Annotated in this window: 22 protein-coding genes; 15 read left to right on the top strand and 7 right to left on the bottom strand. The window is 71.2% G+C overall.

All coding sequences use genetic code 11. The annotated features are described in order from the left end of the window. Window positions 1-57 precede the first annotated feature (57 nt). From FHX52_RS05835 to FHX52_RS05790, 10 genes are read left to right on the top strand one after another with little or no spacing between them, the layout of a single operon-like run. A complete protein-coding gene (locus FHX52_RS05835) occupies window positions 58-723 on the top strand; it encodes a phosphatidylserine decarboxylase (RefSeq protein WP_141820747.1) in 666 nt (221 codons plus the stop codon). Next, a complete protein-coding gene (locus tag FHX52_RS05830) occupies window positions 720-1,640 on the top strand; it encodes a CDP-alcohol phosphatidyltransferase family protein (protein ID WP_141820745.1) in 921 nt (306 codons plus the stop codon). The genes FHX52_RS05835 and FHX52_RS05830 overlap by 4 nt, the downstream gene beginning before the upstream one ends. A gap of 37 nt (window positions 1,641-1,677) precedes the next feature. Then, complete coding sequence (locus tag FHX52_RS05825; protein ID WP_342777897.1) at window positions 1,678-2,589, top strand: helix-turn-helix transcriptional regulator; 912 nt, start codon at window positions 1,678-1,680, stop codon at window positions 2,587-2,589. After that, window positions 2,586-4,007, top strand: a complete 1,422-nt coding sequence (gene sufB / locus FHX52_RS05820; RefSeq protein WP_141820743.1) for a Fe-S cluster assembly protein SufB — start codon at window positions 2,586-2,588, stop codon at window positions 4,005-4,007. Before FHX52_RS05825 ends, sufB begins: the two co-directional genes overlap by 4 nt. Further along, window positions 4,007-5,275 carry a Fe-S cluster assembly protein SufD gene (gene sufD / locus FHX52_RS05815; RefSeq protein ID WP_141820741.1) on the top strand — a complete coding sequence of 423 codons (1,269 nt, stop codon included), beginning with the start codon at window positions 4,007-4,009 and terminating at the stop codon, window positions 5,273-5,275. The genes sufB and sufD overlap by 1 nt, the downstream gene beginning before the upstream one ends. A 3-nt stretch (window positions 5,276-5,278) precedes the next feature. Then, on the top strand, window positions 5,279-6,058 hold the full coding sequence (sufC, locus tag FHX52_RS05810) for a Fe-S cluster assembly ATPase SufC (protein ID WP_141820739.1): 780 nt from the start codon (window positions 5,279-5,281) through the stop codon (window positions 6,056-6,058). 13 nt (window positions 6,059-6,071) lie between these two features. Further along, entirely contained in the window at window positions 6,072-7,379 is a 1,308-nt protein-coding gene (locus FHX52_RS05805) for a SufS family cysteine desulfurase (RefSeq protein WP_141820737.1), read from the top strand. Further along, complete coding sequence (sufU, locus tag FHX52_RS05800; protein ID WP_141820735.1) at window positions 7,379-7,867, top strand: Fe-S cluster assembly sulfur transfer protein SufU; 489 nt, start codon at window positions 7,379-7,381, stop codon at window positions 7,865-7,867. Before FHX52_RS05805 ends, sufU begins: the two co-directional genes overlap by 1 nt. Continuing rightward, window positions 7,864-8,196 carry a metal-sulfur cluster assembly factor gene (locus FHX52_RS05795; RefSeq protein WP_141820733.1) on the top strand — a complete coding sequence of 111 codons (333 nt, stop codon included), beginning with the start codon at window positions 7,864-7,866 and terminating at the stop codon, window positions 8,194-8,196. Before sufU ends, FHX52_RS05795 begins: the two co-directional genes overlap by 4 nt. Before the next feature lie 39 nt (window positions 8,197-8,235). Continuing rightward, the gene (locus FHX52_RS05790) at window positions 8,236-8,859 is read left to right on the top strand and encodes an acVLRF1 family peptidyl-tRNA hydrolase (protein WP_141820731.1); all 624 of its coding nucleotides are present in this window, start codon (window positions 8,236-8,238) and stop codon (window positions 8,857-8,859) included. Between the two features lie 64 nt (window positions 8,860-8,923). Here the strand turns inward: FHX52_RS05790 and FHX52_RS05785 are convergent, their stop codons facing one another. From FHX52_RS05785 to FHX52_RS05760, 6 genes are all read right to left on the bottom strand, one after another. Next, window positions 8,924-9,361 (bottom strand): DUF5684 domain-containing protein, encoded by a 438-nt coding sequence (locus FHX52_RS05785; RefSeq protein ID WP_141820729.1) that lies wholly within the window; start codon window positions 9,359-9,361, stop codon window positions 8,924-8,926. Between the two features lie 101 nt (window positions 9,362-9,462). Further along, on the bottom strand, window positions 9,463-10,419 hold the full coding sequence (ypfJ, locus tag FHX52_RS05780; RefSeq protein WP_141820727.1) for a KPN_02809 family neutral zinc metallopeptidase: 957 nt from the start codon (window positions 10,417-10,419) through the stop codon (window positions 9,463-9,465). A gap of 156 nt (window positions 10,420-10,575) precedes the next feature. Continuing rightward, window positions 10,576-11,892 (bottom strand): wax ester/triacylglycerol synthase domain-containing protein, encoded by a 1,317-nt coding sequence (locus tag FHX52_RS05775; RefSeq protein ID WP_141820725.1) that lies wholly within the window; start codon window positions 11,890-11,892, stop codon window positions 10,576-10,578. A 93-nt stretch (window positions 11,893-11,985) separates the two neighbouring features. Further along, window positions 11,986-13,002, bottom strand: coding sequence for an alanine racemase (locus FHX52_RS05770; RefSeq protein WP_141820723.1), 1,017 nt, complete (start codon window positions 13,000-13,002; stop codon window positions 11,986-11,988). 6 nt (window positions 13,003-13,008) lie between these two features. Beyond that, the gene (locus tag FHX52_RS05765) at window positions 13,009-14,127 is read right to left on the bottom strand and encodes a lipid II:glycine glycyltransferase FemX (protein ID WP_141820721.1); all 1,119 of its coding nucleotides are present in this window, start codon (window positions 14,125-14,127) and stop codon (window positions 13,009-13,011) included. A gap of 120 nt (window positions 14,128-14,247) precedes the next feature. Then, on the bottom strand, window positions 14,248-16,941 hold the full coding sequence (locus FHX52_RS05760; protein ID WP_141820719.1) for an MGH1-like glycoside hydrolase domain-containing protein: 2,694 nt from the start codon (window positions 16,939-16,941) through the stop codon (window positions 14,248-14,250). Between the two features lie 81 nt (window positions 16,942-17,022). Between FHX52_RS05760 and FHX52_RS05755 the strand changes: the two genes are divergently transcribed. The 5 genes from FHX52_RS05755 to FHX52_RS05735 all read left to right on the top strand — a co-directional run bounded on the left by FHX52_RS05755 (window position 17,023) and on the right by FHX52_RS05735 (window position 23,110). Further along, window positions 17,023-18,186: a MerR family transcriptional regulator gene (locus tag FHX52_RS05755; protein ID WP_141820717.1), complete on the top strand. Its 1,164-nt coding sequence runs from the start codon at window positions 17,023-17,025 to the stop codon at window positions 18,184-18,186. A 144-nt stretch (window positions 18,187-18,330) separates the two neighbouring features. Beyond that, window positions 18,331-19,929 carry an ABC-F family ATP-binding cassette domain-containing protein gene (locus FHX52_RS05750; protein ID WP_141820715.1) on the top strand — a complete coding sequence of 533 codons (1,599 nt, stop codon included), beginning with the start codon at window positions 18,331-18,333 and terminating at the stop codon, window positions 19,927-19,929. A gap of 138 nt (window positions 19,930-20,067) precedes the next feature. Further along, window positions 20,068-20,262, top strand: a complete 195-nt coding sequence (locus FHX52_RS05745) for a hypothetical protein (RefSeq protein WP_141820713.1) — start codon at window positions 20,068-20,070, stop codon at window positions 20,260-20,262. Between the two features lie 63 nt (window positions 20,263-20,325). Next, on the top strand, window positions 20,326-21,120 hold the full coding sequence (locus tag FHX52_RS05740) for an enoyl-CoA hydratase/isomerase family protein (protein WP_141820711.1): 795 nt from the start codon (window positions 20,326-20,328) through the stop codon (window positions 21,118-21,120). An 88-nt stretch (window positions 21,121-21,208) separates the two neighbouring features. Beyond that, window positions 21,209-23,110: an ABC transporter ATP-binding protein gene (locus FHX52_RS05735; protein ID WP_141820709.1), complete on the top strand. Its 1,902-nt coding sequence runs from the start codon at window positions 21,209-21,211 to the stop codon at window positions 23,108-23,110. Window positions 23,111-23,180: 70 nt separating this feature from the next. On the opposite strand, the gene FHX52_RS05730 is transcribed toward FHX52_RS05735, so the two are convergent. Then, window positions 23,181-24,038: an SURF1 family cytochrome oxidase biogenesis protein gene (locus FHX52_RS05730; RefSeq protein ID WP_141820707.1), complete on the bottom strand. Its 858-nt coding sequence runs from the start codon at window positions 24,036-24,038 to the stop codon at window positions 23,181-23,183. Between the last annotated feature and the right edge of the window lie 15 nt (window positions 24,039-24,053).

Raw genomic sequence — 24,053 nt, 5'->3', positions numbered from 1 at the left:
TCCCACCGCACCCGATCACCGCCTGACCGACCACCCGAGACTGGGAGAGCCCGACCTGTGAAGATCGACCCGGCCGCCCGGCCGTTCACCGTCATGGCAGCCGTGCCGACGGTGGTCGCCGCCCTTGCCCGACGCCCGCGCACGACCCTGGCCCTGGGGCTGCTGACGGCCGGGGTGACGCTCTTCTTCCGCGACCCGGACCGCACCCCCGACCGCTCGCCGGTCACCGACCCCGATGTCGTGCTGGCACCGGCCGACGGCATCGTCACGCACGTCGGTGAGCCCCAGCCCGGCATCGCGCCGCCGGGGGAGTGGCAGCAGGTGAGCATCTTCCTGTCCCTGCTCGACGTGCACATGAATCGCTCGCCCTACGGCGGCCGGGTCATCGACGTCCACCACACCCCGGGCCGCTTCCTCGCCGCGTACCGCGCCGAGAGCGCGATGAAGAACGAGCGCAGCGAAGTCATCGTCGAGCAGGTCGTGGGCGGGCACACCCGCCGGGTCGTCTACCGCCAGCTCGTCGGCCAGCTCGCGCGGCGCATCGTGACCCGCATCGAGCCGGGGGACGAGGTCGCGACCGGCGAGCGGATGGGCCTGATGAAGTTCGGCTCGCGCATGGACGTCTTCGTGCCACCGGAGGTCGTGCTCGAGGTGAGCAAGGGCAAGCGCGCGGTGGGCGGCGAGACCGTGCTCGGGCGCTTCCCGGCCGCGGACCCGTCGTGACCGGCGGCGCGACCCCGAGCCGGCGCGAGCGCATCGGCCGCCGCTTCCAGCTCGTCTCCGCGACCGGCGCGCGCGTCGTGCCGTGGAGCCGGATCAACCCCCGGGTCCGCGCCCGGGCCGTGCTGCCGAGCCTCTTCACCCTCGGCAACATGATCTGCGGCTTCTCGTCGGTGCTGCTCTCCTTCCAGACGCACTACCGCGCTGCCGCCGTGCTCATCGCGGTCTCGATCGTGCTCGACATCGCCGACGGCGCCGTCGCGCGTGCGGTCGGGGCGATCACGCCCTTCGGCCTGCAGTTCGACTCGCTCGCCGACCTCATCTCCTTCGGCATCGCGCCGGCCGTCCTCGTCTACACGTGGGCGCTGCCCGCCTACCCCCTGTGGGCCTGGGCCGGTGCGATGTTCTGGCTCGCCTGCGCGGCCTACCGCCTCGCCCGCTTCAACGTCACGATCGACCCGCTCGCCGACAAGCGATACTTCGTCGGGCTCGCGAGCCCCGGTGCGGCGGGCGTCGTCATCGCGACCGTCCTCGCCATCGGCGACCCGCTCTACGACTGGGCGCCCCTGCTGCCGGTCGCCGCCGGTGTCCTGCCCGCCGCTCTCATGGCCTCGTCGTTCCGCTTCCGGTCCTTCCGCGACCTGCTCTCGCCGCGCCACCTGCGGATCTCGGTGCCGCTCGGCATCCTGCTCGTCCTCGGGCTCATCTTCTTCCCGGGCACGACGGCGCTCGCGGTCGCCTACGGCTACGTGCTGACCTGCCCGCTGGGCTGGGTCACGGCCCCGCTGCGTCGCCGGTGGTTCGGTCCGGACTCGGTCGCCCCGCCGCGCCGTAAGCTCCCGTCGGTCATCATGCCCCCGCAGGCGGACCCCGACGACATGGATCCCGACGACGACACCGATGCGGTTAGGGCACCCTGACTGGAAGTCGCCGGGGTAATTAGGTCACAATGGTGTGGTGTTTTTCCCTGAGCAGTCGCAGCGCGAGACGAGGGACGGCGAGCACGTCTCGCCGCTCGAGTCGCGCACGCGCTCCCGGGTCCTGCACATGGTCTCCTCCGATGGCCCCGTCACCGCTGCCGAGCTGGGTCGCCACCTCCAGCTGACCCCCGCCGCCGTCCGCCGCCACCTCGACGTCCTCGTCGAGCAGGGCGCCGTCGTCGAGCACGAGCCCACGGCCGCGCGCCGTGGCCGAGGCCGTCCTGCCCGGGCCTACGTCGTCTCCGACGCCGGGCACGGTGCCCTCGAGGCCGACTACGACTCGCTCGCCGTCGAGGTGCTGCGCTACCTCGAGACCACCGCCGGCTCCGGCGCGGTCGCCGACTTCGCCCGCAGCCGCGTCGCGACGCTCGAGGAGCGGTATGCCGCCCGGCTCGCCGACGCGGGCACCGACCCCGCCGCGCGCACCATCGCCCTCGTCGAGGCGCTCAGCGAGGACGGTTTCTCCGCCACGGCCCGGCCTGTCGGCGCAGGCGGTCTGACCGGCGTGCAGCTCTGTCAGGGGCACTGCCCGGTGCAGCACGCCGCCACGGAGTTCCCCGCGTTCTGCGAGGCCGAGACCGACGCCTTCTCGCGTCTGCTCGGCGTCCACGTGCAGCGCCTCGCCACCCTCGCGGGCGGCGACCACGTGTGCACGACCTTCGTGCCGACCTTCGTCCCGATCGGTGAGCTCACCCGGAAGAGCCCCGTCGCCCACGGTGTTGACGCACCCGAGGGCACCGGACGGCATACCTCGCGTGGCATCGGCCCGAGCGGCACCGAGGGCACCAAGACCACTGACACCACCGGCACGAGCGTCATCACCGACAGCCCCACCACGACGCGAAACCCACGGCACGACCGCACGAACGTCAAGGAAGGTTCCTCATGACCACCCACATCGAAGAGCTCAACCCGGGACTCAAGGGCATCGGCACCTACGAGTACGGCTGGGCCGACAGCGACGCTGCGGGCACCAACGCGCGTCGCGGGCTCAACGAGGACGTCGTGCGCGACATCTCGGCCCGCAAGAGCGAGCCCGAGTGGATGACGAAGCTGCGCCTCAAGAGCCTCACCCTCTTCGGCAAGAAGCCCATGCCGTCGTGGGGCTCCGACCTCACCGGCATCGACTTCCAGAACATCAAGTACTTCGTGAAGTCGACAGAGAAGCAGGCGGCCACGTGGGACGACCTGCCCGAGGACATCAAGAACACCTACGACCGCCTGGGCATCCCCGAGGCCGAGAAGCAGCGTCTCGTGTCGGGCGTCGCGGCGCAGTACGAGTCCGAGGTCGTCTACCACCAGATCCGTGAGGACCTCGAGCAGCAGGGCGTCATCTTCCTCGACACCGACACGGCCCTGAAGGAGCACGAGGACCTCTTCCGCGAGCACTTCGCGACGGTGATCCCGGCCGGCGACAACAAGTTCTCGGCGCTCAACACGGCGGTGTGGTCGGGCGGCTCGTTCATCTACGTGCCCAAGGGCGTCCACGTCGACATCCCGCTGCAGGCCTACTTCCGCATCAACACCGAGAACATGGGCCAGTTCGAGCGCACCCTGATCATCGCCGACGAGGGCTCCTACGTGCACTACGTCGAGGGCTGCACGGCGCCGATCTACAAGTCGGACTCGCTGCACTCGGCCGTCGTCGAGATCATCGTCAAGAAGAACGCCCGCGTGCGCTACACGACGATCCAGAACTGGTCCAACAACGTCTACAACCTCGTCACGAAGCGTGCGACGTGCGAGGCCGGCGCGACGATGGAGTGGATCGACGGCAACATCGGCTCCAAGGTGACGATGAAGTACCCCGCGGTCTTCCTCATGGGCGAGTACGCCAAGGGTGAGACGCTCTCGATCGCCTTCGCCGGCGAGGGCCAGCACCAGGACACCGGCTCCAAGATGGTGCACGCCGCCCCCCACACGAAGAGCTCGATCATCAGCAAGTCGGTCGCCCGTGGCGGCGGTCGTGCGTCCTACCGCGGTCTCGTGCAGGTGCTCGAGGGCGCCTCGCACTCGGCCTCGACGGTGCGCTGCGACGCGCTGCTCGTCGACACGATCAGCCGCTCCGACACCTACCCCTACGTCGATATCCGCGAGGACGACGTCTCGATGGGGCACGAGGCCACCGTCTCCAAGGTGTCCGAGGACCAGCTGTTCTACCTCATGTCCCGTGGCATGGCCGAGGACGAGGCCATGGCGATGATCGTGCGCGGCTTCATCGAGCCCATCGCGCGTGAGCTGCCGATGGAGTACGCCCTCGAGCTCAACCGCCTCATCGAACTCCAGATGGAAGGAGCCGTCGGCTGATGCCCGTTGCCGACACGCTCGTCGACACGGATGCCTCCGTGACCGACGCCAGCCCCACCACGCACGTCGACCCCCAGACCGCGGCTGCCGCCTCGGCGGCCGGTTTCGTGCCCCAGCAGTCGCGCGCCGAGCGCGCGGCGTCCTTCGACGTCGCGGCGTTCCCGCTGCCGTCCGGACGCGAGGAGGAGTGGCGCTTCACCCCGGTGAAGAAGCTCGCCGCCCTGCTCGCCGAGGGCGCCACCGGGCACCTCGACTGGACGACCAGCCTGCCCGAGGGGGTCACGACGTCGACCATCTCGGCCGCCGAGGCGCAGGGCCTCGGCATCCTGCCCCCGCAGGACCGTGCCGCCGTCCTCGCGGCAGCCTCTGCCGACGGCGCCGTGCTCGTCGACGTGCCGGCCGAGGCCGAGCTGACCGAGCCGGTCCGCATCCGCCTCGACGGCGCCGGCGCCGACCCGGTGCACGCCCACGTCGTGGTGCGCGCCGGCCGCTTCGCCAAGGCCGTCGTCGTCGTCGAGCACGCCGGCAGCGCCCGCGTCTCCGAGCTGCTCTCGGTCGTCACGGGCGACGGGTCCGACATCACCGTCGTCTCCGTGCAGCGCTGGTCCGACGACACCCTCCACCTCGCCCAGCACGACGCCCTCGTCGGGCGCGACGCGCGCTTCACCCACGTGTCGGTGACGCTCGGTGGTGCTGTCGTCCGCGTCAACGCCAACGTGCGGTATGCCGGCCCGGGCGCCGACGCGACCCTGCTCGGCGTCTACTTCGCCGACGCCGGTCAGCACCTCGAGCACCGCTCGTTCGTCGACCACAACGCCCCGCACTGCAAGAGCCGTGTCACCTACAAGGGTGCGCTCCAGGGTGAGACGGCCCGCACCGTCTGGGTGGGCGACGTGCTCATCCGGGCCGAGGCCGAGGGCACCGACACCTACGAGCTCAACCGCAACCTCGTGCTCACCGACGGTGCCCGCGCCGACTCGGTGCCCAACCTCGAGATCGAGACGGGCGAGATCGAGGGAGCCGGGCACGCCTCTGCGACAGGACGGTTCGACGACCTGCAGCTCTTCTACCTGCAGGCGCGCGGCATCCCCGAGGACGAAGCCAAGCGCCTCGTCGTGCGCGGCTTCTTCGTCGACGTCATCCGCGAGATCCCGCTCGCCGACCTGCGTGACGAGATCACCGCAGCCATCGAGGAGGAGCTCGCGACGACCGACTACGCCGCTCCGACCCAGCAGACCCCCAGCCAGCACGCCAGCAAGGAGAACTGACCGATGAGCACCCAGCACACGCTCGAGATCAAGGGACTCACCGTCTCGGTCGAGACCGAGGACGGCCCCAAGGAGATCCTGCGCGGGGTCGACCTCACCGTGAAGTCGGGCGAGACGCACGCCATCATGGGCCCCAACGGCTCCGGCAAGTCGACGCTCGCCTACAGCGTCGCGGGCCACCCCAAGTACACCGTCACGGGCGGCACCGTGACCCTCGACGGCGAGGACGTGCTCGCCATGTCCGTCGACGAGCGCGCCCGCGCCGGCCTCTTCCTCGCGATGCAGTACCCCGTCGAGGTCCCCGGCGTCACGGTCAGCAACTTCCTGCGCACCGCCAAGACGGCCGTCGACGGCGAGGCCCCCAAGCTGCGCACGTGGGTCAAGGACGTCAAGACGGCCATGGGCAACCTCAAGATGGACCCCGCCTTCGCCGAGCGCAGCGTCAACGAGGGCTTCTCCGGCGGCGAGAAGAAGCGCCACGAGATCCTCCAGATGGAGCTGCTCCAGCCGAAGATCGCGATCCTCGACGAGACCGACTCCGGCCTCGACGTCGACGCGCTCAAGATCGTGTCCGAGGGCGTCAACCGCGCGAAGGACGCGAGCGGGCTCGGCGTGCTCCTCATCACCCACTACACGCGGATCCTGCGCTACATCAAGCCGGACTTCGTGCACGTGTTCGTCGACGGCAAGATCGTCGAGGAGGGTGGCCCCGAGCTGGCCGACCGCCTCGAGGACGAGGGCTACGACCGCTACGCGACGACCGTCCCGGCCGCCCAGGCCTGAGGATCACCCCGAGATGACTTCTGCGACAGCGCCGTTCACGGATCAGGAGCTCACCGCACTACGCGGCGAGTTCCCGATCCTGACGCGCACCGTGCGCGACAGCCGGCCCCTCGTCTACCTCGACTCCGGGGCCACCTCGCACAAGCCGGTCGCGGTGCTCGACGCCGAGCGGGCGTTCTACGAGCAGCACAACGCTGCGGTCCACCGCGGCGCGCACCAGCTGGCCGAGGAGGCGACCGACGACTTCGAGGTCGCCCGTGCAACGGTCGCGTCCTTCGTGGGCGCACCTGCCGACGAGGTCGTCTTCACGAAGAACGCCACCGAGGCGATCAACCTCGTCGCCTACGCGTTCTCCAACGCGTCGCCGAGCGAGGACGCCAAGGACGAGCGCTTCGTGCTGCGTCCCGGTGACGAGATCCTCGTGACCGAGATGGAGCACCACGCGAACCTCGTGCCGTGGCAGGAGCTCGCCCGGCGCACCGGTGCCACGCTGCGCTGGATCCCGGCCGAGGCAGACGGCGCGCTCGACCTCAGCGGCCTGGGCGACCTGCTGACCGAGCGCACCAAGGTCTTCGCCGTCACGCACGTCTCCAACGTGCTCGGCACGGTCAACCCCGTCACCGAGCTCGCGGCTCGAGCGCACGCCGTGGGAGCCCTCGTCGTCGTCGACGCCTGCCAGTCGGTGCCGCACCTGCCGGTCGACGTCGCGACGCTCGGAGCCGACTTCATCGCCTTCAGCGGCCACAAGATGTACGGCCCGATGGGGGTCGGGGTGCTGTGGGGGCGGGCCGAGCTGCTCGAGGTCATGCCGCCCTTCCTCACGGGTGGTTCGATGATCGAGCTCGTCACGATGGAGCGATCGACCTATGCGCCCGCGCCGCAGAAGTTCGAGGCCGGTGTGCCCAACGCCGCCCAGGCCGTCGGCCTCGCCGCCGCGGTCCGCTGGATCGAGGCGGTCGGCATCGAGCGCATCCACGCCCACGAGGCCGCCCTCGTGGAGCGCCTCCTCTCCGCTCTAGCCAAGCGTCCGTGGGTCCGCGTCGTGGGGCCCGCAGCCGGTCAGCTCCGCGGCGGTGCGGTGGCCTTCGTCGTCGACGGAGTGCACGCCCACGACGTCGGTCAGGTGCTCGACGACGCCGGTGTCGCCGTCCGGGTCGGCCACCACTGCGCGTGGCCCCTGCACCGCGCGGTCGGCGCCGCAGCGACGACCCGCGCCTCGTTCGCGGTCTACAACACGACGGCCGAGGTCGACGCCCTGGTCGAGGCGCTCGACCGGGTGCCCGTCGTCTTCGGTCTCGACCTCGAGAGGGCGGCCAGCTGATGGACCTCTACCAGGAGCTCATCCTCGAGCACTCCAAGCGGCCGCACCACGCCGGACTCCGCGAGCCCTTCGATGCCGAGGTGCACCACATCAACCCGACGTGCGGCGACGAGGTGACCCTCCGCGTCGACGTGACCGGCGCGGGTGACGACGCCGTGGTTCGCGACGTCTCCTATGCGGCACAAGGCTGCTCGATCTCCGTCGCCAGCGCCTCGGTGCTCGCCGACGAGGTCATCGGCCACACCGTTGGCGAGGCCCTCGAGACCTTCGCCGCGATGCGCGAGATGCTGACGTCGAGGGGCACGGTGACCGGCGACGAGACCGTCATCGGCGACGGCGTGGCCCTCTCGGGCGTCTCGAAGTACCCCGCCCGCGTCAAGTGCGCCCTGCTCGGTTGGACCGCGTTCACCGACGCCCTCGCCCGCAGCGGTGTCGACATCAGCACGACGACCACCGATTCGACCACCAGACAAGGAGTCTCGTCATGAGTCAGACGAGCCAGCAGTCCCCGACCAACGTCGCCGACGTCGAGGAAGCCCTGCGCGACGTCGTCGACCCCGAGCTCGGCATCAACGTCGTCGACCTCGGCCTCATCTACGGCATCACCGTCGACGGTCAGTCGCACGCCGTCATCGACATGACCCTGACGTCGGCGGCCTGTCCCCTCACCGATGTCATCGAGGACCAGGCGGCCCAGGCCCTCGAGGGACTCGTCGCCTCCCACCGCATCAACTGGGTGTGGATGCCGCCGTGGGGCCCCGACAAGATCACCGAGGACGGCCGCGACCAGCTGCGGGCACTCGGCTTCAACCTCTGATCCACGCTCTGCCGACCGCCGACTGAGCCGACCGCACCGATGACGTCTCCGACACGCGTCATCGAGGTCGACCCGGAGCGGCTCGACCGCTGGCTCGCCGGCTTCGCCGAGCGCCACGGCCACACCGACGCCACCGAGGAGCCCACTCCCGGTGGCGTCGTCGTGTCTGCGCGCGCTGCTGACGGATCCACCGTCGTGGCAACGCCGTTCGCGCACGAGCCGCTCGGTGTCATCCTCGTTCGCCGAGGAGGGTATGCCGTGGGGTTGGCCTCCGCCGGCGCGTTCACGGCGTCCAAGGTCGGTAGCCGCCACGTGCAGTCGCGCACCGCGGCGGGGGGCTGGTCGCAGCAGCGCTTCGCGCGGCGGCGCGGCAAGCAGGCCGACGAGCTCGTCGACGCGGTGATCGGCCATGCGCGACGGGTGCTCCTCGGCGACGACGAGTCACCCCGCGAGGGAGCACCCGGCATACCTCGTGGTCTCGTCGTCGGGGGAGACCGCGCCCTCGTGCGCGAGGTGCTCGAGGCGTCGGCCCTGCGCGCCCTCCGGGGGCTGCCCACCCGTGAGCTCTACGACCTGCCAGACCCGAAGCGCGACGTTCTCGAGACCGCGCTCCGGCGGGGCCGGGCTGTCCGCATCGCCCTCACCGAGACACCCACACCCTGATGACGCAACGGCCCCTCCGGCGCGAGGAGGCGCGGGAGGGGCCGTCACCGGTCCGTCGGGCAGGTCAGACGAGCGCTTGGCGCTTGTCGCCGCCGAGGGCGGGGGCGCCCCCACGGCCGACGAACTGAGCGCTGCCGTAGCCCACGACGAAGTAGCCGATGATCGCGAGCAGCCACAGCAGGAAGAAGCTGAAGGCGCCGCCCTTGCCGAACGCGCGTCCGACACCGAGAGCGATCATGATCGAGAACACGAAGTTGACGATCGGGATGAACAGCAGCAGGAACATCCACGGGTTGTAGCCGGCGATGCGGGTGATGACGTACGAGTTGTAGAACGGCACCCAAGCGGCCCAGGCGGGCTCACCTGCCTTGCGGAAGACGCCCATCAGCGCAACGGCGGCGATGACGTAGCCGAGGAGGCCGCCGACGAAGGCCGGGCCGGTCTGCGCGGAGGTCGTGGTGGTGTCGGCGACGAGGGTCGCGACGGTGGACAGCGAGGCCATCAGATGATTCTCCAGTTGTCGTTGGCCCCTCGTGTGGGAGCCGGCGGGAGAACATTAGGGATCCCTCCGGCCCTCTGGGGCGGAATGCCGGTCGTGTCAGGTCACGAGACGGTGTCGACCCCGAAGGTGTTGCACTGGTTGATGTCTCCGGTGCGGTATCCCTGCGAGAACCACTTCATCCGGGCCTCGGCCGAGCCGTGGGTCCAGTTCTCGGGAGTGACGCGGCCCTGCATCTTCTCCTGGATGCGGTCGTCGCCGACGGCGGAGGCTGCGGACAGGGCCGACTTTATGTCGTCCTGCGTGATCGGCTTGAGCAGGGGGTTGCCTGCGGCATCGGTGGTCTCGGTGGCGTGCTTGACCCAGGTGCCGGCGAGGCAGTCGGCCATGAGCTCGACGCGCACGGCGCCCGAGTTGGGGCCCTGGGGGTCCTGCTGCGCGCGGTTCAGGATGCCGAGGAGGTTCTGGATGTGGTGGCCGTACTCGTGCGCGATGACGTACTCCTTGGCCAGCTGGCCCCCGTCAGCGCCGAACTTGCTCTGGAGCTCCTGGAAGAAGCTCGCGTCGACGTAGACCTTGTTGTCGAGCGGGCAGTAGAACGGGCCGACCTGAGAGTTGGCGGTGCCGCAGCCCGAACGGGTCTGGCCCTGGTAGATGACGGTCTTGGCCGGCTCGTAGTTCATCTGGTACTTCGGCAGCTGCTTGGTCCAGTAGTCCTGCACGCTGTTGACCGTGCCGACGATGAGGCACACGTCGTTCTTGTTGGCGTCGGCGCCCGACTTGCACGCGGCGAAGGCCGAGCTGGGCACCTGACCGGCCGCTGCGACCTGGTCGGTCTGCAGCTGCTGGGAGGAGCCTCCAGCGGAGCCCGAGCTGCCGGAGTCGCCGCCACCGAGCACGTTGCCGCCGAAGATCAGGGTGAGGATGAGCAGGATCAGCCCGCCGATGCCGCCGCCGACCTGGATGCCGCCGGGGAAGCCCCCGCCACCCCCGCCGCCACGGCTGCTGCCGCCGGACTCGACCTGTGACGTGTCGAGCTGGGCGTTGTCGTTGAAGCTCATCTACCGCTCCTCGTGCTGGGGACCGAGGGCCTCCCCGGCCCCGTCGAGATCACCATAGTGTGCGAGGACGCGTCGCCGAATGCTGCCATGAGGGTGTCGTACCCGGCGGGCGCCCTCCTGCGACGGGTCCTCGCGTGGGCCCGTCGCGGGCCGGCCTCACGCCCCGATCTGCGCCAGCTCGGCGGCGAGGGAAGCCGTGAGGACGTCCTGGTCCGGCACCGCAGCCGGATCGGCCACGACGCTGACGGTCAGCCGGCCGGCATACGACAGCACGTCGAAGCTCACCCCGACGTTGCCCGGCGTGACCGCCACCGGGACGACCGAGGTGACCGGGCGGCCACCGACGTGCCACGGGACGCGCGGACCCCGCACGTTCGTCACGAAGGTGTGGACCAGGCGCTGGTGGTCGATGAAGGGCTGGAACGCGCCGAGGCGTGCCAGCGCCCTGAAGCCCAGGCCGAGCGGAACGGACGACGTGCCGCGCTCGGCGCGCAGGCGGTCGGCCGTCAGCGCCGCGATCCGGCGCAGGCGCTCGTCGCGGTCGACGACGAGCGGAAGGGCCAGCGCCATGACGCCGTTGTGGTTGCCCAGCCGTTGGGCGGAGGCAGCCCGCCGCTCGGAGACGGGCACCGAGGCGACGAGCTCTGTCACGTGCTCCCGTCGGGAGCGCAGCAGCGCGCCGACCGCTCCGGCGACGGCGCACAGGACGAGGTCGTTGACGGTGCAGCCGTGCGCGTGAGCAGCGGCCACAAGGGCATCCAGTGGGGTCTCTACCGTGGTGAGCCGGCGGTGCGGCCCCGTGGGCCGGTTGATCGAGGTGCGCTCCGCCAGGCGCGGGCGTCGGGGCGCCCCGGCCAGCTCGCGGACCCCGGCCGTGGTGTCGGCCAGCCGGGAGGGCAGACGACGGAGCGCCTGCCGGCGGGCCCGCCAGGCATCGGTCGCCACCTCACGCGCGCGAGGTGGCGGGCTCGGGAACGGCCGGCTCACGGATTCGCCGAGGGCTCCCTCGTCGCAGAGAGCCGCGAGAACGGCCAGACCCCCGAGACCGTCAGCGAGGCAGTGGTGGGCACTGATGACGAGCGCGGCCGAGCCGTCCTCGAAACCGGTCACCCAGCGAGCGGCCCAGAGAGGGCGGTCACCGGGGAGTGGAGCGCAGACGAGATCGGCTGTGGCAGTGAGGGCCTCGGCAGTGCCCGCAGCCTCCACCAAGGCGGTCTGCTGGAGGTGGTGGCGCAGGTCGAAGTCCGCCGCGTCCACCCAGATGGGCCGTCCGCAGCCCGGCGGGGTGGTCTCGATGCGCTGACGGAGGCGTGGCACCAGAGGCACCCGGGAGCTCAGGAGCCCGCGGACGTCGTCGAAGGACAGCTCGGCCCCGCGGTCGACGCGCAGGAGGACCCCGATGTTCATCGGGGCGGGTCCGCGGTCGGTCGCCAACGTCGTCGCGTCGTTGGCACTGACACGTTCGATGGGCATCGGCGGGCTCACCGACCTCTCGTTCCCTCTCAGGATACGGATAAGTGAGTGGCGTCCGGCGGCGTCAGGTGGCTCCGGCAGCCCCGTGCGACATCAGGAGACGACGACGGCGTCCGGGGTGGTCGTCGTGAGGCGCATCCGGACGGTCACCTCGTCGCCTACCCGTGGGGGAGCGACGCCGTCGGGCAGCACGAGCAGGCTGCACTGCATGTGCGGCGGCTCGGCGAAGCGGGGCATCGTGCCCGACACGGTGAAGGGTGAGCGCACCCGGTGGGCGGCCTCGAGCACGCCCTCCGCGACGGCGATGGCACGCGTGCGCGCGGTCGCGGCCGACGACGGGCTCTCCATGGCGACACCGTGCGACGTGCCGCCGCTGACGACGACGAGGTGGCCGCCCGGAAGTGACCGCTGGCGGTAGCCGGCGTGGTCGCCCCTGGCGACCGGTCGCACGTCGAGGACGTGGGCGCGCACCTCGTAGGAGGCCGGGTCGGCATACCAGAGCGCCGTTCCGATGCGGGGCAGCAGCTCCACGTCCGTATGCCGCGCGGCGAGGGTGGCGAGCTCCGCCGCCGACACGTGGGAGACGAACCAGCGCCGCACTCCGGGCACCGCGGAGACGAAGCGGCTGATCTCCTCGACGTGGCCCGTGCCGAGAGGCAGGTGGAGCGTCACGCCCTCGGCGCCCGCCTGGTCGGCGAGGGCACCGACCTCGGCCACCGGAGCGCCGAAACGGTTCATCGACGTGAGCCCCTCGACGACGACGCGCGCGGCCGGCTCCACGGTCCGGAGCGCCTCGAGGTCGGTCCTAGCCGTCACCGTGTGCACGAGCCGCCGGTTCGCGAGGTCGGTCAGCCCTCCGTGCACGGCCGGCCGGAAGGGCTCCATGACGAGCACGTCCCGCCCGAAGGCGGCGAGGGCCGTGGGCGCCTCGACGTAGGTGCCGACGGCGATCATCGGCACACCGAGCCGCGAGGCCTCGGCGCAGAGCAGGTCTCGGCCGAAGCCGTAGCCGTTGCCCTTAATGACCGGCACGACACCGGGGTGCCCGGCGACGAACCGGTCGAGCCCGGCTCGCCAGCGCTCACCGTCAACGTGCAGCACGAAGGACACGAGAGCTCACCGCCGCTTCATGTAGAGGTCGAAAGCCTTGTAGAGCAAGCGATTCAGCGGGAGGTCCCACTCGCCCGCAAGGCGCACTGCCTCACCACCGGTGCCGACCTTGAAGCGGATGAGGCCGATGTGCGGGTTGTCGGCGGCGACGGTGTTGGTGATGCCGCGCAGGTCGTAGACGGTCGCCCCGGCGGCGAGCGAGTCGCGCATCATCCGCCACTGGATGGCCGTCGAGGCCTGCAGCTCGCGCTTGGCCGCGGTCGACGCACCGTAGGAGTACCAGGCGTGCTCGCCGACCCGGATCCAGATCGTGGCCGCGAGGACGTCGCCCTCGTGCTCGGCGAGGTAGACACGGATCCGCTCGGGGTCCTCGGCCGACATCACGGCATACATGTGTTCGAAGTACTCGCGCCCGCGCGGGGTGAAGCGGTCGCGCTCGGCGGTCTCGACGTAGACGCGGTGGAAGGCCGCGACGTCGCTCGCGTCGCCGACCCGCACCTGCACGCCGTTTCGCTCGGTCTTCTTGATGTTGCGCCGCCACAGCTGGTTCATGCCCGCGAGCAGGTCGGCCTCGGTGCGGCCCGCGAGGGGCACCTGGAAGACGTACTCGGGCTGCCCTGCCGTGAAGCCGTCGTCGACCGACAGGTGCCGGAAGCCCAGCCGCGCCAGCGTGTCGACGACGTTGACGCCGACCGCGTCGGTGGTCGTCGGCGGTGCCTCGTCGTAGCGGCGCACGGTGTCGCTCGCGATCGCCTCCTTGATGGCGGTCGCCCCCCAGTGGTGGGTCGCCACCGGCGGCCCGATCCGCAGGGCGAAGGCGCCCTTGCCCTTGAGGTGGTCGCGCAGCGCGCGCAGCAGCTCGACGAGCCGGGGGGACGCCCAGTCGATGCACGGGCCCTCGGGCACGTAGGCGAGCGACCGCTTGACGCGCGGCAGCGACCGGTGGAGCACGAGCGCCGCGCCGACCATCTCGTCGCCGTCGAACCACCCGACCGACTCGTGCCGCCAGTCGCGCTTCACCTCGCCCCACGCCGGGGTCTGCAGGAAGCTCGCCGCCGGCTGCGTGCGCAGCCAGGCGAGGTGCTCCTCCGCGGAGATGTCACGGACCGTGATGGGGGCGTTCACGGTCGCTCACGCTACCCGAGCGCGACCGCGCCTCCCGACACGTCACCCCGCCGGGCGGCATACCGGCGCGGTTGCGAGCGGCCCGGGGGCCCGACGAGCCGACGCGGTATGCCGGGTGGCTCAGCCCCAGCCCATCGTGCGCGGGTCGGGGGGCAGCCGGGGGTTGAGCAGGTGGGAGACGAGGGCGGTCCAGCCCGTCTGGTGCGTCGCCCCGAGCCCCTCGCCGGTGTCACCGTCGAAGTACTCGGAGAAGGTGGGGTGCTGGCTCCACAGCGGGTCGGGCGACGACTCGATGCGCTTGCCGTCGGAGGGGCGCCGACCGTCGACGGGTCGGAAGAGCGCGGTGAGCCCGCCGTCGATGAGGTCGGCGGCGTCCTCGAGGGTGCCCCAGTTGCCCGAGCCGGTCGGCAGCTCGATGGTGAAGGAGTCGCCGAAGTAGCGGCCGTAGGTGCGCAGCTTGTCGGCGAGCAGCACGTTGACGGGGAACCACACGGGGCCGCGCCAGTTGGAGTTGCCGCCGAACATCGCGGTGCGCGACTCGCCGGGCTCGTACTCGATCGACACGGTCCGGCCGCCCACCGTCGCCGTCACGGCCTCGCGGGTGGCCGCCGAGAGCGAGCGGATGCCGAAGGGGGAGAGGAACTCGTCGGTGTCGAACATCCGCTCGAGGATGCGCCGCAGCCGCTTGGGCGGCACGAGAGTGAGCAGCATCTTGCCGTCGTCGCGGCCGAGCATCGGCTTGACGAGGTCGGGCCGGCGCTCCTGCAGCCATCGGAAGTTGCGGGTGACGTCCGGGCACTCGTCGACGACCCACGGCGGCACCTCGGTCGCGCCGAGGATCGGCAGCAGGCCGACCATCGAGCGCACCCGCATGTGCGGCGCCGTGCCGTCGGGCTGCACGAGGACGTCGTAGTAGAAGCCGTCCTCCTCGTGCCAGAGGCTCTTGTCGCTCGAGCCGAAGTGGCGCATCGCCTGGGCGATCGAGAGGAAGTGCTCGAGGAACTTCGTCGCGACGTCGTCCCAGGCCTTGTCGGTGCGGGCGAGCTCGAGCGCGATCTTCAGCATCTGCTGGCAGTAGAAGGCCATCCAGCTCGTCGCGTCGCTCTGCTCGAGCCGGAAGCCGGGCGGCAGGGGAGCGGAGCGGTTGAACAGCCCGATGTTGTCCATGCCGAGGAAGCCACCCTCGAAGAGGTTGGAGCCGTTGGCGTCCTTGCGGTTGACCCACCACGCGAAGTTGAGCAGCAGCTTGGTGAAGACGCGGGTGAGGAACTCGCGGTCGCGGTAGCCGTCGATGCGGTAGACGTGCCAGGCCGCCCAGGCGTGCACAGGGGGGTTGACGTCGCTGAACTCCCACTCGTAGGCGGGCAGCTGGCCGTTCGGGGCCATCGCCCACTCCCGGCACATGAGGACAAGCTGCTCCTTGGCGAACGCCGGGTCGACGTGCGCGAGCGGGATCGTGTGGAAGGCGAGGTCCCACGCGGCGAACCACGGGTACTCCCACTCGTCGGGCATCGAGATGACGTCGGCGAGGGCGAGGTGCTTCCAGTGCTCGTTGCGGCCCTTCTGCCGCGAGGCCGGCGGCGGCGGCGCGGCGGGGTCGCCCTCCATCCACCGGGCCACGTCGTAGCGGTAGAGCTGCTTGCCCCAGAGCAGGCCGGCATACGCACGACGAGCGACGTGCCGGTCGCCCTCGCTCAGGGAGGGGTGGATGACGTGGCCGTAGAACTCGTCGGCCTCGGTCAGGCGGGCGTCCATCACCGCGTCGAACTGCTCGCCGAACCAGTCGATGCTCGGGTCGGTGGTCGCGAGCCGCAGGTCGACGGTGACCGTCTCGCCGGGGGCGATCGAGTCGAAGCGGTACCAGAAGGCGCACTTGCTGCCGTAGCCAGCGGGGTTGACCGCCTTGGCGCGCCCGTGCACGACCCGCTGGTTGATGGCGTCCTTGGGATAGAGCGACTGGTTGGCGAGGGCCTGCTCGCCGAAGAGGTGCTTGGCGTTGGTCTCGTTGTCGCAGAAGAGCGCCGTCGGGGAGCCGGCGGCGGCGATGACGTAGTGCCCGAGGAAGCCGTGCGAGACCTCGGCCGCGCGGAATCCGCGCGGCGGGCGCCCGTTGCGCCGGATCTCGTGCAGCTCGGTGACGCGGTCGTCGAGGCCCCAGGACCACGTGTTGCGCAGCCAGACCGTCGGGAGGACGTGCAGCGGTGCGGCCTCGGGCCCGTGGTTGGTCGCGGTGATGCGGATGCAGACGTCGTCGGGGCCGGCCTTGGCGTAGGTCATCATGACGTCGAAGAACTCGTGGTCGTCGAGGATCCCGGTGTCGCCGAGCTCGAACTCGCGCTCGTCACGGGTGCGCTCGCGGTTCTCGCGGCGCAGTTGCTCGTAGGGGAACTCCTGCTGCGGGTAGCGGTAGAGCCACTGCATCCACGAGTGCGTGGGCGTGCCGTCGACGGCCCACCAGTACTCCTTGGCGTCCTCGCCGTGGTTGCCCTCCTCGTTGGTGAGGCCGAAGAGGCGCTCCTTGAGGATGGGGTCCTTGCCGTTCCAAAGGGCGACGGCGACGTTGAGGAAGCCGAAGCGGTCGCTGATGCCGCCCAGCCCGTCCTCGCCCCAGCGGTAGGCCCGTGACACGGCGTGGTCGAACGGGAACTCCGACCACGCGTTGCCCTCGGCCGAGTAGTCCTCGCGCACCGTGCCCCACTGCCGGCCCGAGAGGTAGGGGCCCCAGCGGCGCCACGGGGCGTCGGCGCCCGCCGACTCGTTCAGCCGGGCGTGCTCGGCGCCCAGCGGTTCACCGGGGGGCAGGGGGCTGTTCATGGGCACATCGTGGTGCATCGTTGTGTCGGCGCGGTTACGGGTCTTGACCTTCGACCCGGTGCAGGGCCCAGTCTTCTCGTCATGCAAGCTCCCTCCCGCCCGGATCCCGACCGCCTTCTGACCATCGGCGAGCTCGCCCGTCGCAGCGGCCTCAGCGCGAGTGCGCTGCGCTTCTACGACCGTGAGGGCGTGCTCGTGCCCGCCGACGTCGACGCCCTGACGGGCTACCGGAGGTATGCCGCTGCGCAGGTCCGCGCGGCCCGCCTGCTCGCGTCGCTGCGCCGGGTCGGTATGCCGCTCGCCGAGGCCGCGCTCGTGCTCGACGAGGACGCGCGCGGTGCGTCCGGAGCCGCGGCCGACGTCGTCACGGCCCACGAGCAGCGTCTCGTCGACGGGCTCGCCGACGCCCGTCGTGAGATCGTGCGCACCCTCGCGCTGCTGGCCGAGCGTGGCGCCGTCGCAGGTGGGCTCCCTCGGGTCACGGTGCGCGCCGGTGACCTCGCCGCGGCGCTCGCCTCGGTGCGCTTCGCGGTCGCGCCGGGCGAGCCGGTGGCCGGCGCGCCCGACGGGCCGGACCTGCGGGTGCTCACGGGGATCCTCCTCGAGGTGAGCGCCTCGGAGGTGCGGTGCGTCGCGACCGACCGCTACCGGCTCGCCGTGGGCTGGGCTCCTGCTGTCAGCTCGGTCGACTCTCTCGCTGGCGACTCGAGCCTTGGCGGCTCGGCCGCGCTCGGCGCGCCGGCGGACCGCGTGGCGGTCGTTGTGCCCGTGGACTGGGCCGACCGGGTCGCCGCAGCGTGCAGGGAGGCGGAGGCACCGAACCGGGTGGAGGTCGATGTCCAGGTCGACGTGCAGGGCGAGGGGGTCGGCGTGCGCATCGGCGGTGACCTCATCGCGACGGCAGCCGTGCCCGGCTCGTTCCCCGACTACCGCGCGATCCTCGCGCCGGAGCCGCGGGGGGAGACCGTCGATGCCGGGGGACTGAGTGGCCGTCTGCAGGTCGAGCGCGAGACGGTCGGGCTCGTCGTCCGCGACGGCTCGGTGCTCGTGGCCGTGAGGGACGACGCAGGGGCCGACGGTGTCGCCGACGTCTACGTCGACCCCGAGTTCCTCCACGAGGCGCTCGCCGTCGCGGGGTCGCGGCCGACGCTCGTGCTCGACGGCCCGCACCGGCCGCTTGCCATCCGCGGCGACAGTGCGGGGTTCTCCGTCCTCATGCCCGTCGCGCCCTCCGGTTCGAGGTGATGACGAGACCCAGGTGGCTGACGCGATCACCTCGAACGCCAATGGGGCCGGGGCGGATAACGCGTCGAGAGCACCCCTCGGGCGCTGGCAGAATGGAGGGGTCATTCGGCCGCTGACGTAGTGCGGCACCAGAGAGGAACTGCCGTGATCGTCGCCACCGGGATCGAGCTGCGCGCTGGGGCGCGCCTGCTCGTCGAGGACGCCAGCTTCCGGATAGATGCCGGTGACCGCATCGGCCTCGTCGGGCGCAACGGAGCAGGCAAGACGACCCTGACCAAGGTGCTCGCCGGCGAGGGACAACCCGCAGCCGGCACCGTGACCCGCACCGGCGCGGTCGGCTACCTCCCGCAGGACCCCCGCACCGGCGACCTCGAGATGCTCGCCCGCGACCGCATCCTCTCGGCCCGCGGGCTCGACGAGATCGTGCGCCGGCGCTCCGAGGCGGAGGCCCGGATGGGCAGCGACGACGAGGCCGTGCGCGAGAAGGCGATGCGTGCCTACACGCGGCTCGAGACCGAGTTCGAGGCCCAGGGCGGGTATGCCGCCGAGTCCGAGGCCGCGTCGATCGCCAGCGCCCTCAACCTCGAGGAGCGCATCCTCGGCCAGCCGCTCGGCACCCTCTCTGGTGGTCAGCGCCGTCGCGTCGAGCTGTCGCGGATCCTCTTCTCCGGCAACGAGACCCTGCTCCTCGACGAGCCGACCAACCACCTCGACGCCGACTCGATCGTCTGGCTGCGGGAGTACCTCCGCTCCTACAAGGGCGGGCTCATCATCATCAGCCACGACGCCGAGATGCTCGACGCCGTCGTCAACAAGGTCTACCACCTCGACGCCAACCGCTCGGCCCTCGACGTCTACAACGTCAACTGGAAGACCTACCTCCAGGCCCGCGAGACCGACGAGAAGCGTCGCAGGCGCGAGCTCGCCAACGCGACGAAGAAGGCCGGCGCGCTCATGGCGCAGGCCGACAAGATGCGGGCCAAGGCCACCAAGGCGACGGCGGCCCAGAACATGGCCAAGCGGGCCGAGCGGCTGCTCGCCGGCGTCGAGGGGGAGCGCCAGACCGACAAGGTGGCCAAGCTCCGCTTCCCGAAGCCTGCAGCCTGCGGCAAGACGCCGCTGCGGGCGTCCGGCCTGTCACGCTCCTACGGCTCGCTCGAGGTCTTCACGGACGTCGACCTCGCCATCGACCGGGGCAGCAAGGTCGTCGTCCTCGGTCTCAACGGCGCCGGCAAGACCACTCTGCTGCGGATGCTCGCCGGGGTCGACACCCCGGACACCGGGGAGGTCGAGCCCGGCCACGGGCTGCGCCTCGGCTACTACGCCCAGGAGCACGAGAACCTCGACGTCGGCCGCACCGTCCTCGAGAACATGAAGTCGGCGGCACCGGAGCTCGGCGAGACCGAGGTGCGCAAGGTGCTCGGCTCCTTCCTCTTCTCCGGCGACGACGTGCACAAGCCGGCCGGTGTCCTCTCCGGTGGCGAGAAGACCCGCCTCTCGCTCGCGCTGCTCGTCGTCTCCGCCGCCAACGTGCTGCTCCTCGACGAGCCGACCAACAACCTCGACCCGGCCTCTCGCGCCGAGATCCTCGGCGCGCTGTCGACCTTCGAGGGTGCGGTCGTGCTCGTCACCCACGACGAAGGCGCGGTGGAGGCCCTCGAGCCAGAGCGCATCCTGCTCCTGCCCGACGGCGTCGAGGACCTGTGGGGCCCCGACTACCTCGACCTCATCTCCCTGGCCTGACGCGCAGGGGCGACGGTCGCCCACGGCTCTGTCGGTGGCACCGTGCTGCTCCGCGCGTCAGCCTGCATAAGCAAACAGTTTGGATCACATAATGGATGCTTATTGTATTCGTGATGGTGCCTCGGCACACTGAGTGTCATGCCGACCGATCACCACCTCACCTGCCCGTTCTGCGCGGGCGACGACGTGACGCCGTTCCCGGACCCCACCTCCGCGTGGTCCTGCCTGGACTGTGCGCGCGTCTTCCGGGTCGAGCTGGTCCAGCCGGCCTCGGTGTCCGGCTGGGGTGTCCTGCGCGTCGTGCCGCCCGTGCGCGTCGCCGCCGCTGCGTGACGTCGGCCACCCGCCACCAGAGACGCCGGGGGCGGCGCGCGCGCCGCAGGTAGCCTGCCTGCCATGACGACTGACGCCACCCACCCGCACCCCCACCTGCGCGTTGAGACCGACGGCCCGGTCCGCGTCGTCACGCTCGACCGGCCGGACAAGCGCAACGCACAGACGCCCTCGCTCTGGCGGGCGCTGGCCGAGGAGGCCCGCAGCCTGCCCGAGGAGGTGCGGGTCGTCGTAATCCGCGGGGCGGGCGAGGCGTTCTCGGCGGGCATCGACACCGCGATGTTCGGCCCCGTGGGCGTCGAGGGCGAGGAGAGCATGGCCGAGCTCGTCGCGACGCACGGGCCCGAGGCGATGGACCGGGCCATCGCGGCATACCAGGAGGGCTTCACGGCGTGGGGGGAGTGCCCGGCGCTCGTCGTCGCCCAGGTCCACGGCTACGCCATCGGCGCCGGCTTCCAGCTCGCCCTGGCCGCCGACCTGCGGGTGGCCTCGCTCGAGGCGTGGTTCGCGATGCGCGAGACGAGCCTCGGCCTCGTGCCCGACCTCGGTGGCACGGGGCCGCTGGTCCACCTCGTCGGCTACGCGCGCGCCCTCGAGATCTGCGCGACGGGCCGCCGGGTGAGCGCCCCGGAGGCACACGCGATGGGCCTCGTCAACGCGATCGCGCCGGCGGCAGACCTCGACGAGGCGACCTTCTCGCTCGTCCAGCACGTGCTTACGGCGCCCGAGCCCGCAGTGCGGGCACTCAAACCGCTGTTGCGGTCGGCCGTCACCGCCGACCGTGACACCCAGCTCGCGGCCGAGCGCTCCGCCCAGAGCGGGCTGCTCCGGGCGCTGATGGGCGGCGCGACGGGCTGAGCCCCGGCCCGTCGGGGCCCGCCGGTGCCCCCGGGGAATCGCTGTCACCACCTCGCGGTTGGATCGGGGGAGGACAGGAGGTCACCGGATGGGCATGCAGCCATGGATGGCGATGCGATCGATGTCGCGCGACTCGTCGGTCGCCGAGCGCAAGCTCTCGCCAGGCACGCGCCGACGCGTGCTGACGTATGCCGGCCCCTACCGTCGGGCGATCATCGGCTTCCTCGCCGTCGTGGTGCTCGACTCGGTGCTCGTCGTCACGGTGCCCCTACTGCTCAAGAGCCTCGTCGACGACGGTGTCATCCCGAAGGACTCGTCGGTCGTCATCCGCCTGTCGTTGCTCGTCGCGGCCATCGCGGTGCTCGACGCGGTGTTGACGGTCGTCTCGCGGTGGTACTCCTCCCGCATCGGCGAGGGACTCATCAACGACCTGCGCACGCAGGTCTTCGCCCACGTCCTGCGCCAGCCGATCGCCTTCTTCACCCGCGCCCAGACGGGCTCCCTCGTCTCGCGCCTCAACAACGACGTCGTCGGCGCCCAGCAGGCCTTCACCTCCGTGCTGTCCAACGTCGTGTCCAACATCGTCTCGGTGGCGCTCGTCGTCGCGGCGATGCTCGCCCTGTCGTGGCAGCTGACCCTGGGGTCGCTGCTGCTCGTGCCGCTCTTCCTCATCCCGGCCAAGCTCATGGGCAAGCGCCTCGCCGAGCTCGCCCACCGCCAGATGACGCTCAACGCCGACATGGGCACGCGGATGACGGAGCGCTTCAACGTCGCGGGCGCACTGCTCGTCAAGCTCTTCGGCTCGCCGGCCCGTGAGGAGGAGGAGTATGCCGACCGAGCCGGGCGGGTGCGCGACATCGGGGTCCAGATCGCGTTCAACCGCACGATCTTCATCGCAGCGCTCAGCCTCGTCGCGGCTCTCGCAACGGCCATGGTCTATGGCTTCGGCGGCATCATGGCGGTCAACGGCACCCTGTCCGTCGGAACCCTGCTCGCCCTCTCGGCCCTGCTCGCCCGGCTCTACGGGCCGTTGACGTCGCTGTCCAACGTCCGGGTCGACGTCATGACGGCCCTCATCTCCTTCGAGCGGGTCTTCGAGGTGCTCGACCTCCAGCCGCTCGTCACCGAGAAGCCCGACGCCGTCGACCTGCCGGACGGCCCGCTCGGGGTCGAGCTCGACCATGTCGGCTTCGGCTACCCCTCCGCAGACGAGGTGTCGCTCGCGTCCCTCGAGTCCGTTGCCTCCGGCGACCGGCGCGGCAGTGGGGTCGTCCTCCAGGACATCACGGTGTCCGTGCCCGCTGGCGCGCTCGTCGCCCTCGTCGGACCCTCAGGTGCCGGCAAGACGACGCTCACCTCGCTCGTGGCCCGGCTCTACGACCCCACGTCGGGGGCGGTCCGGGTCGGTGGCGTCGACCTGCGCGACGTGACGATGACCTCGCTCCGCGACCGCATCGGCGTCGTCACGCAGGAAGCCCACCTCTTCCACGACACGATCCGGGCCAACCTGCTCTACGCGCGCCCGGAGGCCACCGACGAGCAGATCCATGCCGCGCTGCGTGCGGCGCAGATCAGCGCCCTCGTCGACGAGCTGCCCGAGGGCCTCGACACCGTCGTCGGCGACCGCGGGCACCGGCTCTCCGGCGGTGAGAAGCAGCGCCTCGCCATCGCGCGGCTGCTGCTCAAGGCGCCCGACGTCGTCGTGCTCGACGAGGCGACGGCCCACCTCGACTCCGAGTCCGAGGTGGCGGTGCAGCACGCCCTCGATGCCGCCCTTGAGGGGCGCACCTCGATCGTCATCGCGCACCGGCTCTCGACGATCCGCCAGGCCGACCTCATCGTCGTGCTCGACCACGGTCGTGTCGTGCAGACCGGGCGTCACGCCGAGCTGCTGGCGGCAGGAGGCCTCTACGCCGTGCTGCACGCGACACAGTTCGACGAGGGCCGGCAGGACCAGCTGGCCGACGAAGGCGCCCTCGACCCTGTCTGAGCCTCGATGCGGGGAGGCACCCACCGAGGACCCCGCCTCGGGTCTTCTCGAGCACGACGCGGCCCGGACGTCAGGCGTCCTCCTCGTCCCAGATGCGCACCTTCTTGACCTTGGCGGGACGCCCCGCGGCGACCCGCCGGCCGTCACCCTCGGCGCCTGCGTCGGCGTCCCGGCCGTCGGTCCCCTCCGGTCCGTCACCGGCCTCCCCGGCCGCGAGCTCGCGACGCATCGCGAGGACGACGAACACGAGCGCGCCGGGCATGAACAGCCACCACTGGTAGGCGTAGGCCTGGTGCGGGCCGAGGTCCTCCTCCGGCCGGGGGAGCAGCCGCACCGGGTGCTCACCCGCGAGCACGGGTGGCTGCTGCGCACCCAGCACGACGTAGACGGCGTCGGCGGCGAGCTCCGGTCGCGCGGCCCGGGCGTCCGCGATGCTGATGCTCGCGAGCTGCGGGGGTGGCAGATCGCGTCCGAGCTGGGGCTCGCCGGTTCGCAGCCAGCCCGTCAGAGCGACCTGCCCCGTCGGCGGTGCGTCGACGGGAGGGGCCGTCTCGGCGTCCTGGGCGTTGGCCACCCAGCCCCGGTCGACGAGGATCGTGCGGCCGTCGGTCGTGAAGGGGGTGAGCACCTCGAAGCCGACGGTCTGGTCGAGCGTCCGGTTGCGCACGAGCAGGTCCTCCCCTGCGGCATACGTGCCGGTCAGCGTCACGCGCGTCCACTGCTGCTCGGGGCTGAGGGGGCGCAGCGGCTCGAGCCCGGTCAGCGGCACGGGGGCGGCGTCGTAGTTGGCCCCGATCGCCTCGACCTTGGTGCGCTGCTCGACGTGCCGGTGCCACTGCCACAGCCCGAGGTAGAAGCACGCGATGGCGAAGAGGATCCCGATGAGGGTCCCCAGCAGCCATCGCCGCGTCAGCCAGAGTCGAAGCACGCTTCGACGGTACCC

The sequence above is a fragment of the Humibacillus xanthopallidus genome, from assembly GCF_006717145.1.
Lineage (GTDB): Bacteria > Actinomycetota > Actinomycetes > Actinomycetales > Dermatophilaceae > Humibacillus > Humibacillus xanthopallidus.
Note: the sequence above shows the minus strand (reverse complement) of the source record. Positions and strands in the feature narration are given on the sequence as shown.

Coding starts and splice junctions, on each gene's coding strand:
- sufB (WP_141820743.1), top strand. CDS start 2,586: ATGACCACCCACATCGAAGAGCTCAACCCGGGACTCAAGGGCATCGGC.
- sufD (WP_141820741.1), top strand. CDS start 4,007: ATGCCCGTTGCCGACACGCTCGTCGACACGGATGCCTCCGTGACCGAC.
- sufC (WP_141820739.1), top strand. CDS start 5,279: ATGAGCACCCAGCACACGCTCGAGATCAAGGGACTCACCGTCTCGGTC.
- FHX52_RS05805 (WP_141820737.1), top strand. CDS start 6,072: ATGACTTCTGCGACAGCGCCGTTCACGGATCAGGAGCTCACCGCACTA.
- sufU (WP_141820735.1), top strand. CDS start 7,379: ATGGACCTCTACCAGGAGCTCATCCTCGAGCACTCCAAGCGGCCGCAC.
- FHX52_RS05795 (WP_141820733.1), top strand. CDS start 7,864: ATGAGTCAGACGAGCCAGCAGTCCCCGACCAACGTCGCCGACGTCGAG.
- FHX52_RS05790 (WP_141820731.1), top strand. CDS start 8,236: ATGACGTCTCCGACACGCGTCATCGAGGTCGACCCGGAGCGGCTCGAC.
- FHX52_RS05785 (WP_141820729.1), bottom strand. CDS start 9,361: ATGGCCTCGCTGTCCACCGTCGCGACCCTCGTCGCCGACACCACCACG.
- ypfJ (WP_141820727.1), bottom strand. CDS start 10,419: ATGAGCTTCAACGACAACGCCCAGCTCGACACGTCACAGGTCGAGTCC.
- FHX52_RS05775 (WP_141820725.1), bottom strand. CDS start 11,892: ATGCCCATCGAACGTGTCAGTGCCAACGACGCGACGACGTTGGCGACC.
- FHX52_RS05760 (WP_141820719.1), bottom strand. CDS start 16,941: ATGAACAGCCCCCTGCCCCCCGGTGAACCGCTGGGCGCCGAGCACGCC.
- FHX52_RS05755 (WP_141820717.1), top strand. CDS start 17,023: ATGCAAGCTCCCTCCCGCCCGGATCCCGACCGCCTTCTGACCATCGGC.
- FHX52_RS05745 (WP_141820713.1), top strand. CDS start 20,068: ATGCCGACCGATCACCACCTCACCTGCCCGTTCTGCGCGGGCGACGAC.
- FHX52_RS05740 (WP_141820711.1), top strand. CDS start 20,326: ATGACGACTGACGCCACCCACCCGCACCCCCACCTGCGCGTTGAGACC.
- FHX52_RS05735 (WP_141820709.1), top strand. CDS start 21,209: ATGGGCATGCAGCCATGGATGGCGATGCGATCGATGTCGCGCGACTCG.